At 64.0% G+C, this 12,807-nt stretch carries 15 protein-coding genes; 12 read left to right on the top strand and 3 right to left on the bottom strand.

The genetic code is table 11. The features are described 5' to 3' along the window. The first annotated feature begins 47 nt into the window (after positions 1-47). The 8 genes from soxX (at position 48) to BMI90_RS09125 (ending at position 8,076) form a co-directional block, all read left to right on the top strand. Positions 48-527: a sulfur oxidation c-type cytochrome SoxX gene (gene soxX / locus BMI90_RS09160; protein ID WP_078528573.1), complete on the top strand. Its 480-nt coding sequence runs from the start codon at positions 48-50 to the stop codon at positions 525-527. A gap of 34 nt (positions 528-561) precedes the next feature. Then, a complete protein-coding gene (gene soxY, locus BMI90_RS09155) occupies positions 562-981 on the top strand; it encodes a thiosulfate oxidation carrier protein SoxY (RefSeq protein WP_078528571.1) in 420 nt (139 codons plus the stop codon). Between the two features lie 23 nt (positions 982-1,004). Beyond that, entirely contained in the window at positions 1,005-1,334 is a 330-nt protein-coding gene (soxZ, locus tag BMI90_RS09150) for a thiosulfate oxidation carrier complex protein SoxZ (protein WP_093469887.1), read from the top strand. Between the two features lie 133 nt (positions 1,335-1,467). Then, positions 1,468-2,328 (top strand): sulfur oxidation c-type cytochrome SoxA, encoded by an 861-nt coding sequence (gene soxA / locus BMI90_RS09145; protein WP_078528568.1) that lies wholly within the window; start codon positions 1,468-1,470, stop codon positions 2,326-2,328. A 151-nt stretch (positions 2,329-2,479) separates the two neighbouring features. Beyond that, positions 2,480-4,171 carry a thiosulfohydrolase SoxB gene (gene soxB / locus BMI90_RS09140; protein ID WP_078528565.1) on the top strand — a complete coding sequence of 564 codons (1,692 nt, stop codon included), beginning with the start codon at positions 2,480-2,482 and terminating at the stop codon, positions 4,169-4,171. Between the two features lie 59 nt (positions 4,172-4,230). Further along, a complete protein-coding gene (gene soxC, locus BMI90_RS09135; RefSeq protein WP_078528562.1) occupies positions 4,231-5,541 on the top strand; it encodes a sulfite dehydrogenase in 1,311 nt (436 codons plus the stop codon). Continuing rightward, the gene (locus BMI90_RS09130; RefSeq protein WP_078528559.1) at positions 5,522-6,643 is read left to right on the top strand and encodes a c-type cytochrome; all 1,122 of its coding nucleotides are present in this window, start codon (positions 5,522-5,524) and stop codon (positions 6,641-6,643) included. Before soxC ends, BMI90_RS09130 begins: the two co-directional genes overlap by 20 nt. Before the next feature lie 194 nt (positions 6,644-6,837). Further along, positions 6,838-8,076, top strand: coding sequence for a DUF4147 domain-containing protein (locus BMI90_RS09125; RefSeq protein WP_078528556.1), 1,239 nt, complete (start codon positions 6,838-6,840; stop codon positions 8,074-8,076). A 254-nt stretch (positions 8,077-8,330) separates the two neighbouring features. On the opposite strand, the gene BMI90_RS09120 is transcribed toward BMI90_RS09125, so the two are convergent. The 3 genes from BMI90_RS09120 to BMI90_RS09110 form a co-directional block, all read right to left on the bottom strand. Beyond that, positions 8,331-8,924, bottom strand: a complete 594-nt coding sequence (locus BMI90_RS09120; RefSeq protein WP_078528553.1) for a TIGR02281 family clan AA aspartic protease — start codon at positions 8,922-8,924, stop codon at positions 8,331-8,333. A 75-nt stretch (positions 8,925-8,999) separates the two neighbouring features. Next, positions 9,000-9,635 carry a MarC family protein gene (locus BMI90_RS09115; RefSeq protein ID WP_078528550.1) on the bottom strand — a complete coding sequence of 212 codons (636 nt, stop codon included), beginning with the start codon at positions 9,633-9,635 and terminating at the stop codon, positions 9,000-9,002. Positions 9,636-9,673: 38 nt separating this feature from the next. Continuing rightward, positions 9,674-10,072, bottom strand: a complete 399-nt coding sequence (locus BMI90_RS09110; RefSeq protein WP_078528547.1) for an HTH domain-containing protein — start codon at positions 10,070-10,072, stop codon at positions 9,674-9,676. A 189-nt stretch (positions 10,073-10,261) separates the two neighbouring features. On the opposite strand from BMI90_RS09110, the gene BMI90_RS09105 reads away from it, so the two are divergent. The 4 genes from BMI90_RS09105 to BMI90_RS09090 all read left to right on the top strand — a co-directional run bounded on the left by BMI90_RS09105 (position 10,262) and on the right by BMI90_RS09090 (position 12,795). Continuing rightward, positions 10,262-10,483, top strand: a complete 222-nt coding sequence (locus BMI90_RS09105; protein ID WP_078528544.1) for a twin-arginine translocase TatA/TatE family subunit — start codon at positions 10,262-10,264, stop codon at positions 10,481-10,483. A 70-nt stretch (positions 10,484-10,553) separates the two neighbouring features. Beyond that, positions 10,554-11,090, top strand: coding sequence for a Sec-independent protein translocase protein TatB (gene tatB, locus BMI90_RS09100; RefSeq protein ID WP_078528541.1), 537 nt, complete (start codon positions 10,554-10,556; stop codon positions 11,088-11,090). Then, complete coding sequence (gene tatC, locus BMI90_RS09095) at positions 11,087-11,956, top strand: twin-arginine translocase subunit TatC (protein WP_078528538.1); 870 nt, start codon at positions 11,087-11,089, stop codon at positions 11,954-11,956. Before tatB ends, tatC begins: the two co-directional genes overlap by 4 nt. Continuing rightward, positions 11,953-12,795, top strand: a complete 843-nt coding sequence (locus BMI90_RS09090; protein ID WP_078528534.1) for an ATP-binding protein — start codon at positions 11,953-11,955, stop codon at positions 12,793-12,795. Before tatC ends, BMI90_RS09090 begins: the two co-directional genes overlap by 4 nt. Positions 12,796-12,807: the final 12 nt, after the last annotated feature.

Below are 12,807 nucleotides of genomic sequence, written 5' to 3'. Positions count from 1 at the left end.
CGCACTCGCTTAAAAGTGAGTCAGGGAGAGAATTTGGGAGGACTTCAATGAACCGCCACGTCGTGTGGGCCGCACTGGCCGCAACTTTCGCCGCGAGCGCCGCATTCGCCGCCGAGACCGCTCCGATGGACGTCAAGTTCACCGATGCGGGCGAGGTGACCGATTCCCTGACCGGCCAGCCGGGCGATCCGGCCAAGGGGGCCGAAGTCGCTGCGACCAAGTCGCTGGGCAACTGCGTCGCCTGCCACGTCGTGTCCGCGCTTGACGCCGCGTTCCAGGGCAATATCGGTCCCGAGCTGAACGGCGCGGCCGACCGTTGGAGCGAAGCACAGCTGCGCGGTATCGTTGTCGATGCCAAGCATACGTTCGAAGGCTCGGTGATGCCGTCCATGTACAAGACCGGACCGTTCATCCGTCCCGGCGATGGCTACACCGGCAAGGCGGCGACCGGCGATCTGGCGCCGATCCTGAACGCGCAGCAAGTAGAAGATGTGGTCGCTTTCTTGATGACGCTCAAGGAAGAGTGACCCTGTACGAGAAACCCGAGAGGAGAGACTAAATATGACCATGACCAGACGTGATGCGCTGGCGCTGGCGATGGGCGGCGTTGCCGCGACCATGCTGCCGCTGCCCGCGCTGGCCGACGCTTCGGCCGATGCGATCGCGAAGTTCACCGGCGGTGCGGCTGCGGGCGAGGGTGGCCTCACCCTGACTGCTCCGGAAATCGCTGAAAACGGCAACACGGTTCCGATTTCGGTCGACGCGCCCGGCGCCACCGAGATCGCCGTCTACGCCACCGGCAACCCGACCCCCGAGGTCGCGACCTTCAAGTTCGGCCCGCTCGCCGGCTCGCAGATGGCCTCGATCCGCATCCGTCTGTCGAAGACGCAGGACGTGGTCGCGATCGCCAAGATGGCTGACGGCAGCTTCGTCCAGGCGAAATCGACCGTGAAGGTCACCATCGGCGGCTGCGGCGGCTGATCAACGGAATCTGAGGAGTTACCATCATGGACGGCGTTAAACCCCGCGTGAAAGTGCCGAAGAAAGCTTCGGCCGGTGAGAGCATCACCATCAAGACCCTGATCTCGCACCCGATGGAATCGGGTCAGCGCAAGGACAAGGACGGCAAGGTGATCCCGCGTCAGATCATCAACCGCTTCACCTGCGACTTCAACGGCGAGAACGTGATCGACGTCACGCTCGAGCCCGCGGTCTCGACCAACCCCTACATCGAATTCGATGCGAAAGTCCCGGCGGCCGGTGAATTCAAGTTCACCTGGTACGACGATGACGGGTCGGTCTACGAAGACACGAAGTCGATCGAAGTCGGCTGATCGGGCTGCGGCCCTCGCGATTGCGGGGGCCAAAGGTACGCGAGGGAGCGTGCTGAAAGACCAAGGACAGACCTCTGCGCCCGTTTGGGGAGATCGACGGGCGCGGGGCGCACACCCAGGGAGGACACAAAATATGACGTTGCGCTTCAGCCGCACCATCCTTGCCGCCACCGCAGCATTCGCGCTCAGCTCTGCTGCGCTGCACGCCGAAATGGCCGAGGACGAACTCAACATCAACGGCGACACCCCGATCGTGACCAAGGCGCCTGCCGCGGCTCACCTCGAAGGCCACCTCGACGAGGTGTATTCGGGCTGGCTGTTCCGCACGGACGATACCCGTGCGATGGAACAGGACGATTTCGACAACCCGATCATGATCTACGCCGAAAAGGGCATGGATAACTGGAGCGTTGCCGACGGGTCCGAAGGCAAGTCCTGCGCCGATTGCCATGGCGATATCAGCGAGGGCATGAAGGGCGTGCGCGCCACGATGCCGAAGCTCAACGCCAAGGGCGAGCTGTGGTCGATGGAAGACTACATCAACGATTGCCGCACCAACCGCATGGGCGCCGAAGCCTGGGGTTGGGACAGCGGTGCGATGCACAACATGACCGTCGCTCTCTCGGTCCAGTCGCGCGGTATGCCGGTCAACGTCAAGATCGACGGCGATGCGGCTCCGTTCTGGGAGAAGGGCAAGGAGATCTATTACACGCGCTACGGCCAGCTCGAGCTGTCCTGCGCCTCCTGCCACGAAGAGAACTACGGCAACTACATCCGTGCTGACCACCTCAGCCAGGGCCAGATCCAGGGCTTCCCGGTCTACCGTCTGAAGAATGCCGGTGTGGTTTCGATCCACAACCGCTTCAAAGGCTGCATCCGTGACACCCGCGCCGAGACCTACAGCCCCGGCTCGCCGGAGTTCCACGCGCTCGAGCTCTACGTCGCTTCGCGCGGCATGGGCCTTGACATCGAAGGCGGCGGCGTCCGTCCCTGATCTTGATGCGCGGGGCAGGGTTTACCCTGTCCCGCCTTCTTTTATCCAAACATATTCAAAATTCACTATCTGTTTGAATTCGTTTGTCAATTTTTGAACTGAAAACGGCTCTGTCCGTCCTGCGGGCGGGGAAAAGAAGGAGAGAAACGGCATGATTTCCCGGCGGGAATTTCTTCAGGCGAGCTTGGCCGCCTCGACTATCCTCGGCGCTTCGGGCCTGTCGCGCTGGTCGCGTGCGATGGCGCAGCAGTCGCTCACCCAGGATCAGCTTCTCGCGTTCGAGCCGCTGGGCAACGTGACGCTGATCCATATCACCGACATCCACGCTCAGGCGATGCCGATCTATTTCCGCGAGCCCGAGATCAACCTCGGCGTGGGCGAAGCCAAGGGCCGTCCGCCGCACCTGACCGGCAAGGCGTTCCTCGATGAGTTCAACATCAAGCCGAACAGCCCCGACGCCTATGCGCTGACCTATGACAACTATGTCGATCTGGCCAAGAGCTACGGCAAGATGGGCGGCATGGACCGCGTCGCCACGATCGTGAAGGCGATCAAGGCCGAGCGTCCGAATGCGATCCTGCTCGACGGTGGCGACACCTGGCATGGTTCGATGACCGCGCTGAAAACCAACGGCCAGGACATGGTCGACATCATGAACAAGCTCGGCGTCGACGCGATGACCTCGCACTGGGAATGGACCTATGGCGAAGAGCGCGTGAAGGAGATCGTCGACACGCTTCCCTTCCCCTTCCTCGGCGCGAATATCTTCGACGCGGAATGGGACGAGCCGGCCTTCGAGGCCTACAAGATCTTCGAGCAGAACGGCACCCGCATCGCCGTCATCGGTCAGGCCTTCCCCTACCTGCCGATCGCGAACCCGAAATGGATGTTCCCCGACTATTCCTTCGGCATTCGCGAAGAGCGCATGCAGGAAGTCGTCGACGAAGTGCGCGGCATGGGCGTCGACCTCGTGGTCTGCCTGTCGCATAACGGCTTCGACGTCGACCACAAGATGGCAAGCCGCGTGAAGGGCATCGACGTGATCCTGACCGGTCATACCCATGACGCCGTGCCGGAGCCGGTGCTGGTGGGCGAGACGATCATGATCGCCTCGGGCTCGAACGGTAAATTCGTCTCCCGCGTCGATCTCGACGTGCGCGACGGCAAGATGATGGGCTTCCGCCACAAGCTGATCCCGGTCTTCTCGGATGTGATCGAGGCCGACAAGGAAATGTCGGATCTCATCGCTTCGAGCCGCGAGCCCTACAAGGCCGAGCTGGAAGAAGTACTGGCCGAGACCAATTCGCTGCTCTATCGCCGCGGCAACTTCAACGGCACCTGGGACGACCTGATCTGCGAGGCGATGCTCGAAGAGCGCGACGCCGAAATCGCGATGAGCCCGGGCGTGCGCTGGGGCACCACGCTGCTTCCGGGTGACAAGATCACGATGGAAGACCTGCTGACCTGCACCTCGATGACCTACGGCGAAAACTATCGCATGGAGATGACCGGCGAGACGATCAAGACCATCCTCGAGGATGTCGCCGACAACATCTTCAACACCGACCCCTACTATCAGCAGGGTGGCGACATGGTTCGCGTCGGTGGCATGGGCTACCATATCGATGTGAACGCGCCGATCGGCCAGCGCATTTCGAACATGACGCTGCTCAAGGATGGCTCGGATATCGACATGGGCCGCAATTATGTCGTGACGGGTTGGGCCTCGGTCAATGAAGGGACCGAAGGGCCGCAGATCTGGGACGTGGTCGCTGATCACCTCCGCAAGATCAAAACCGTTGACCTGAAACCGAATGACTCGGTGGTCGTGACCGGCGCTTGAGCCGCTTACGCCCGTCGATGATTGCCCCTTTTCCGGGGTTTGAGACTGGAGGAGTAGATATGGACGACAAGGAACGCCAGGGTAACCCGGCCGCCAGTGCCGCCCTCAGCCGCCGCGGTTTTCTGCGCGCCGGGGCTGCGGTCGGTGCGATGGCCGCGGGTGCCGGTGCAGCGCGCGCAGAACAGCAACCCGATCCCCTGATCACCGAGGTTCAGCCTTGGGCTTCGGGCTGGGGTGACGGGGTCGATGCGACCCCCTACGGTCTGCCGATTCAATTCGAAGACGACGTGATCCGTCGCAATGTGGGCTGGCTCACTGCCGATGTGATCTCTTCGATCAACTTCACGCCGATCCACGCCCTCGACGGCACGATCACCCCGACCGGTTGCGCCTTCGAGCGTCACCACTCGGGCGCGATCGAGCTCAAGAAGGAAGACTACCGCCTGATGATCAACGGTCTTGTCGACAAGCCGCTGGTCTTCACCTACGAGGATCTCGAGCGCTTCCCGCGTGTGAACGCGACCTATTTCCTGGAATGCGCGGCGAACTCGGGGATGGAATGGGCCGGTGCGCAGCTCAACGGCGCTCAGTTCACCCAAGGCATGATCCACAACATGCAGTATTCGGGCATTCCGCTGCGCGTGCTGCTCGAAGAGGCCGGGATCACCAATCTGGGCGACAACCTCAAGGACAAGTGGGTCTATGTCGAAGGCGCCGACGCGTCCTCGAACGGCCGCTCGATCCCGCTGGAAAAAGCGCTCGACGACTGCCTCGTGGCGATCAAGGCAAACGGCGAAGCCCTGCGCAAGGAGCATGGCTACCCGGTGCGCCTCGTGGTTCCGGGCTGGGAAGGCAACATGTGGGTGAAGTGGCTGCGCCGCATCGAAGTCACCGACGAGGCCGTCCAGTCGCGCGAAGAAACCTCGAAATACACCGACACGCTCGCCAACGGCACCTCGCGCAAGTGGACCTGGGTCATGGACGCCAAATCGGTCGTCACCTCGCCCAGCCCGCAAATGCCGATCAAGCACGGCCCCGGCCCGCTGGTCATCACCGGCATCGCCTGGTCGGGCCGTGGTCACATCACCAAGGTCGACGTGTCGATCGACGGTGGCGCGAACTGGCAAGAGGCGCGTCTGGCAGAGCCGGGCGTCGACAAGGCGCTGTCGCGCTTCTACCTCGAAATCGAGTGGGATGGTAAGGAGATGCTCCTGCAATCCCGCGCGACCGACTCGACCGGCTATGTCCAGCCGACCAAGGATGCGCTGCGTGCGATCCGTGGCGAGAATTCGGTCTATCACAACAACGGTATCCAGACCTGGTGGGTCAAGGAAAACGGGGAGTCCGAGAATGTCGAAGTGTCGTCGTAATCTGCTGCTGGCCACGCTTCTGGCCGCTCCGCTCGTGGCGACGCCCGCTCTGGCCGAGAAATTCGGTCTGGGCCGCGAGGCTCTGCCCGAAGAAATCAAGGCCTGGACCCTCGAGGTGTTCCCGGACGGCAAGAACCTGCCCGAAGGCTCGGGCTCCGTCGAGGACGGCGAAGGCATCTTCGCCGACAACTGCGCGGTCTGCCACGGTGACTTCGCCGAAGGCGTGGACAACTGGCCGAAACTCGCAGGCGGCGAAGGCACGCTGGCCGACAAGGACCCGCTGAAGACCGTGGGCTCCTATTGGCCGTATCTCTCGACCGTGTGGGACTACGCGCACCGCTCGATGCCGTTCGGCAATGCGCAGACGCTCACCGTCGACGAGACCTATGCGATCGTGGCCTACATTCTCTACTCGAACGACCTCGTCGACAGCGATTTCGTTCTGACCAAAGAGAACTTCCTCGACGTGGAAATGCCGAACGCCGATGGCTTCATCGTGGATGACCGCGACGAGGTCGAGCTGCCGGAATTTACCAAGGCTGCCTGCATGTCGGACTGCAAGACCGACGTGAAGATCACCCGCAAGGCAACCGTCCTCGACGTGACGCCCGACGCGGGTGGCGAAGACACCGCAGCGGCTGATGCGCCTGCGGATACCGTCGTCGCCTCTGTCGAGACCGAGACCCCGGCAGCCGAAGCTGCGGCTCAAGACGCGCCTGCCGCGGCGGAAGCCCCGGCGGCGGCAGCTCCGGCGGCCACCGAGGAGACGCTCTCCGCCGATCCGGAACTGGTTGCGGCTGGTGAGAAGGTCTTCAAGAAGTGCAAAGCCTGCCACCAGGTCGGCGAAGGCGCTTCGAACAAGGTCGGCCCGGTGCTCAACGGCCTGATCGGCCGCACCGCGGGTACCGTGGACGGGTTCAAATACTCGAAATCCATGAAGGAGCACGGCGAAAACGGGCTCGTCTGGAACGAGGAAACCGTCGAAGCCTATCTCGCCGATCCGAAGGGCTACATCCCGAAGAACAAGATGTCCTTCGCGGGTCTCAAGAAGTCCGAAGATGTGAAAGCGGTTCTGGCCTATATCGAAAGCCAGGGTGGCTGATACCTCCCCGGCGGGGGCTTTCGGGTCCCCGCCACGACAGACCGGCAAGGGCCTTCCGCTTGCCAGTTTTGACGCCCGCGCTCCCCGCGGGCGTCTCTCTTTTTGGTGACCACTTAGCGGGGCTGTCTGCCCCCGTCGGGCTTGCGGCTCGCCTTCCCCCGAGGATACTTAAGGCAATTGGAAGGGGAGGGGTGATGGATATCGACACGCGCGCGCGAAAGCTTTTCGAAGCCGGGGTTGCAGCCGCCGATCCGGCGGCGGGTGTTGTCGGCGCGATGGGCTGGGCTGCGGCAGAGGGGCCGGAACCGGGAGGGCGATGGCAGGTCGTCGCGCTCGGCAAGGCGGCGCTTGCGATGAGTGCGGCGGCACTGAAGGCTTTGCCCGAGGGCACGCAGGCGCTGGTGGTGACCAATCCCGAGAATGCCGAGACGGCGGTGCCGCGCGATGGGATGATGCTGATCGCGGGCGATCACCCGGTGCCGGGGGCGGGCAGCGCGGCGGCAGGGCGCGCTATCCTCGAGTGCCTGCGGGCGCTCTCGCCGCAGGACCGGGTGCTGGCCTTGATTTCGGGCGGTGGCTCGGCGCTGGCGGTGGCTCCGGCGCCCGGGCTGACCTTGGCCGACAAGGCAGAGGTCAGCCGGCTCTTGCTGGGATGTGGCGCCGATATCACCCAGATGAACCTGATCCGTCAGCAACTCTCCGAACTCAAGGGGGGCGGCTGGCTCCTCGCCTCGAAAGCGCCGGTGACTGGCTTGATCCTGTCGGATGTGCCGGGCGACGATCTGCGGGTGATCGCATCGGGGCCGACCGTCGCACCGATCGGCACCCGCTCGCGGGCGGCGCAGCTGTGCCGTGAGCTGGGGATCTGGGACGCGTTGCCCGAGGCGGTGCGCGCGCATCTGGCGCAGGGGGCAGAGGCCTCCTCGGTGCCGCAGGGACGCAACCGCTTGATCGGCGCGAACGGGATCTCGGTCGCGGCGATGGTGGCGCAAGGTGCGCAGGAAGGACCATTCGCGCTGGAAGGCGATGTCGCGGCCCTTGCGCCGCGGATCGTGGCCCTGATCAGCGAGATGGCGCCCGGCCAGACACTCGTCTTCGGTGGCGAAACCACGGTCACGCTGCGCGGGGATGGGCTGGGCGGTCGCAATCAGGAACTCGCCCTGCGCGTGGCGTGCGCGGCCGAGGCCGCAGGCGTCACGGGGGACTGGCGGTTCCTGTCCGGCGGTACCGACGGGCGTGACGGACCAACGGATGCCGCGGGCGGTCTTGTGGGGCCCGAAAGCTGTGCCACCGCGCGGGATGAGGGCTGTGATCCGCAGGTCGCTCTTGCGCGCAATGACAGCTATCACGCCTTGAAGGCGGCGGGGGCTTTGCTTGTCACCGGGGCGACCGGGACCAATGTCGCCGACCTCGCGGTGTTGGTGAGAAACTGAGTTCAGCTGCGCTTGGCGACCGGCGGGTTCGAGGCGGGACGCAGGCGCAGATAGGCTTCGCGGAGCAGGGCAATCGCGATGATGGCGAGGGCGAGCGTGTCGAAGGAAACCATCTTGCCATCCTTGTGACGAAGCCTGTCGAGGCTGTTTCGCGAAGGTATCCCCCCGCACGCCAACAAATTGCTAACACAATGCGGCACAAAAAAGGCAGGTTCACGGCGATTGCGGGTCGCGCGTCGCGCCAGAGCTTGCGATCAGCGCTCGAGGATCAGCGTGCCGCGGGCGAACTCGACCTTGGCGAACCGAGTGAGATAGGTCATGCCCAGAAGCGAGGTGTCCATCGAGCCGCGATTGACGACCGCGCGCAGATTGGAATCGTGGATCGGACCGAGATCGAAGCTTTGCAGGCGCACCGGGGCGGTGGCGACCAGCCCGTTCGCGGTGCGTGCCTGTCCGACATAGGCGAGCTGCTCGGTGTCGATCCCGGCACGCTCTGCATCGCGCTGGGTCAGCACGATCTGGCTTGCGCCTGTGTCGACGACGAAACGCACGGGTTTGCCATTCACCTCGGCGGTCAGATAGTAATGCCCGTCCTGCGCCTGGGGCACCTCGATCCGGCCATCGCTCATCACCGCCTGCTCCGGGACCGTCACCTGTTTCTGGATGTCGGACCAGAGCCCCACCGCCGCGAGCGTGCCGAGAAAAATCAGTCCCCAGATCGCCGCCTGTTGCAGGGTGCGCCCGGGCCGGTGCCGGATCTCGAGCATGAAATAGCCGCCCACCGCGACCAGCAGCAGGCCGAGATAGACCAGCCGCCCCCAATTCTCGCTGATGACCTGTTCCACCATTCGCTCTCGTTACGCAGGGTCTCTTTGTCGAAGATGTAGGGCGCGCAGAGGCGCTTTCACAGGGGACGGTTTGCCTCAGGCCAGCCCCATCAGCCCCGCGCCACGCAGCCCGTCGAGGATGAACTGGATCGCGAGTGCCGCCAGCAGCATCCCCAGAAGGCGCGTCACAACCATCGTTCCGGTGCGCCCCAGCGCGCGCTCGATCGGGGTGGCGAGCAGGAACATCACGAAGACGCAGGCCAGAACGACCAGCATCACGCCGATGATGATCGTCACATGCAGCCAGTCGGCCTCCGCCTTGCCAGCAAGCAGGATCATCGTCGCCATCGCGCCTGGGCCCGCCAGAAGGGGGGTGGCCAGCGGGAAGACGGACGGGTCGTGTTCGGGCTCGACCTCGTGTTCCTCGCCCTGTTGCTGTCGCCGCTTGGTACGACGCTCGAACAGCATGTCGAGCGCGGTCAGGAACAAAAGCACGCCACCCGCGATGCGGAAGGCGGGCATGGAAATGCCGATTCCGGCAAGGATCTTGTCGCCGAAGATGCCAAACAGCGTCAGCAGGACAGCCGCAATCACGAGCGAACGCAAGGCAATGCGCAGTCGTGCGCGCGGGCTTTCACCCAAGGTCAGCGCGATGAAGACCGGCGCGAGCCCGATAGGGTCGATGATGACGAACAGCGTCACGAAGGCGGTGATGTATTCGGCGCCGTTCATCGGGTCTCCGTGGCGTTAGGCGGGGCGGTTTTGCAACCCTAGCTGGAAGCCCTCGCGCCCGCCAGACCTTCCCCGGCGTCCTCGGCGGTATCCTCTGCGGGGGGCGAGGGCAGGGCGGCGCGGATCTTCGCGGCGAGGCTCGCGGCACCTGCGGAAAGGCGCGGGTCCTCGACCGCTTCGGCCAGTGTCAGCAGGTGTTCGAGCGCCGCGAGCTCTTCCTTGGTGAGCACCAGCGGCGGCAGCCCCATCGCCCGGCGCAGGATATAGCCGACCCCGCGTTCACCCTCGACCGGCACGCCGTAAGCCGAGATTTCGGCCATGTCGCGCCAGATCGTTCGCTCGGACACGCCGAGACGCGCGGCGAGGTCGCGCGCGCGGTGCATCTTGCCGTCGCGCAGGATGGCGATGATCTGTTGCAACCGCTCGTCGCGGGTCATCGGAGCGCCTCTCGCTGGGGTGGAGACGAGCATAGCGCCGCCGGGGGCAACTGACAATGAACTGTCAGTAATCTGCGCCCGAGCGCCGCAGAGCGGCGGAATCGGTCTAGGATTGGCCCGCGCATGGACCTAAAACATGACGCTGACAAAGACGCGGGCGGCGGGCCCGTGCCCAGAGGGGAAAAGACAATGCTCAACAATATCGGCCTTCCCGGCCTTCTTCTGATCGCCGTCGTGGTGCTCGTGCTGTTCGGCCGCGGCAAGATTTCGTCGCTGATGGGCGAAGTCGGCAAGGGGATCACCGCCTTCAAGAAGGGCGTGAACGACGGCACCAAGGAAATCGAGGATGCGACCGCCGAGGACGCGCGCGACGTGACCCCCGAGACCGAGAAAGAAAAAGACAAGGCCTGAGCCGGAGCGCGCGCAGGCGGGCGGAGACGCCCCGGGCGCGCCAGAGATCTGGCCGGAGGCCTGAGCACCCATGTTTGACATCGGTTGGAGCGAACTTCTGGTGATTGGCGTCGTGGCGCTGATCGTGGTGGGTCCGAAGGACCTGCCCAAGATGTTCCATCAGCTTGGCCGCTTTACCGCGAAGGCAAAGTCGATGGCGCGCGAGTTCTCGCGGGCGATGGAGGATGCGGCGAAGGATACCGGGCTCGACGAGGCCGCTGGATCCGTGCGCGATCTGAAATCGCTGGCGTCAAAGAAATCGCTTGGCCTCGATGCGCTGGAAAAGGCGGCTGACAGTTTCGAGAAATGGGAGCCCAAGCTCTCCGACAGTTCGAAGACTACAGCGCTCAAGCCTGATCCGGAGGCCGCGCCGCCCAAGCCCGAGGCCAGCCCGGCCAAGCCCACAGCGAAGAAACCGGCTGCCAAGAAGGCCGCGCCCAAGGCGACCAAACCGGCAACGAAATCGAGCAGCAAACCAGCCGCGAAGCCCGCCACGAAAGCGGCGACGAAACCGGCCGCGAAGAAGGTGGCGGCGAAGAAACCCGCCGCCAAGAAGGATGACGCATGAGCGATCATGACGAGATCGACGACAGTGCCGCCCCGCTGATCGAGCATCTGGCGGAACTGCGCACCCGCATCCTCTATTCGCTCGGCGCTTTCGTCGCGGCGATGGTGGTCTGCTACACGGTCTGGAACCCGATCTTCAACTTCCTGACCCGGCCCGTCTGCCATGCGCTTGCTACGCGCGGCGAGCAGTGTGGCCTCTACCTGATCAAATTGCAGGAAGGCTTCTTCGTCGCGATCAACATCTCTTTCTTGGGTGGCTTCGCGCTCGCCTTCCCGGTCATCGCCTATCAGATGTGGCGTTTCGTGGCGCCGGGGCTTTATCGCAACGAGAAGAACGCGTTCCTGCCCTTCCTGATCGCCTCGCCGATCATGTTCTTCCTTGGCGCGGCCTTCGCCTATTACGTGATCCTGCCGCTCGCCTTCAATTTCTTCCTTGGCTTCCAGCAGGGCGAGATCGGGGCGACCACCGGCGCGAACGAGATGGCCGCGATCGGTTTTCAGGGCTCGGTGCAGGAATACCTGAACCTGACGATCAAGTTCGTCATGGCCTTCGGGATCTGCTTCCAGCTGCCCGTGCTTCTGTCGCTGATGGGCAAGGCGGGGCTCGTGTCCTCCGCAGGGCTTTCGAGCATGCGCAAATATGCCGTCGTCGCGATCCTGATCGTGGCAGCGATCGCCACGCCCCCGGACGTGATCTCTCAGGTGATCTTGTTCACAGTTGTCTATGGCCTCTACGAGGTTTCGATCCAGCTTGTGAAACGGATCGAAAAGGCTCGCGAAGCGCGGATGCGCGCCGAGGGCACCTGGATCGACCCCGATGAGTGGGATGATGACGAGGACGAAGACGAGAAGGGCGACAAGGCATGACTGACGAGGCGCTGATCCGCATCGCCCATGCGCTCGAGCGTCTCTCGCCCGCGCCGCAGCCCGCGCCCGATTTCGCCACGGCCGACGCCTTCATCTGGCACACCTTGCCGGATCGGCTGGAGCCGGTCGCGCAGGTCGCCCGGGTCGATCTGAACCTGCTGCACGGCATCGACCGTTCGCGCGACACGCTGCTGGCCAACACGCTGCAATTTGCGCGCGGCGCGGCGGCGAACAATGCGCTCCTGTGGGGTGCACGCGGGATGGGGAAATCCTCGCTCGTGAAGGCCGCCCATGCGGCCGCAGTGGCGGATGGTCTGCCGATCAAGCTGGTGGAACTGGCGCGCGAGGACCTGCCCTCGGTCGGTCGTCTGCTCGCGCATCTGCGCGCGGCCCCCGATATGCGCTTCATCCTGTTCTGCGATGACCTCTCTTTCAGCCATGACGACCAGCATTACAAATCACTCAAGGCGGTGCTGGATGGCGGGATCGAGGGACGACCCGCGAACGTGATCCTCTATGCCACGTCGAACCGGCGCCACCTGATGCCGCGCGACATGATCGAGAACGAACGTTCGACCGCGATCAACCCCTCCGAGGCGGTGGAAGAGAAAGTCTCGCTGTCGGATCGTTTCGGGCTGTGGCTGGGCTTCCACCCCTGTTCGCAGGACGAATATCTCGCGATGATCCGGGGCTATTGCGACAGCTATGACGTGGCTATTTCCGACGAGGAGTTGCGCGCCGAGGCCATCGAATGGCAAGCCACGCGCGGGGCGCGTTCGGGCCGCGTCGCATGGCAGTATTTCACCGATCTGGCCGGGCGTCGCGGGATATCGCTGTAAGCCGGGCCTGCG

This window comes from Thioclava sp. L04-15 (assembly GCF_002020275.1).
GTDB classification, from domain to species: domain Bacteria; phylum Pseudomonadota; class Alphaproteobacteria; order Rhodobacterales; family Rhodobacteraceae; genus Thioclava; species Thioclava marina.
Note: the sequence above shows the minus strand (reverse complement) of the source record. Positions and strands in the feature narration are given on the sequence as shown.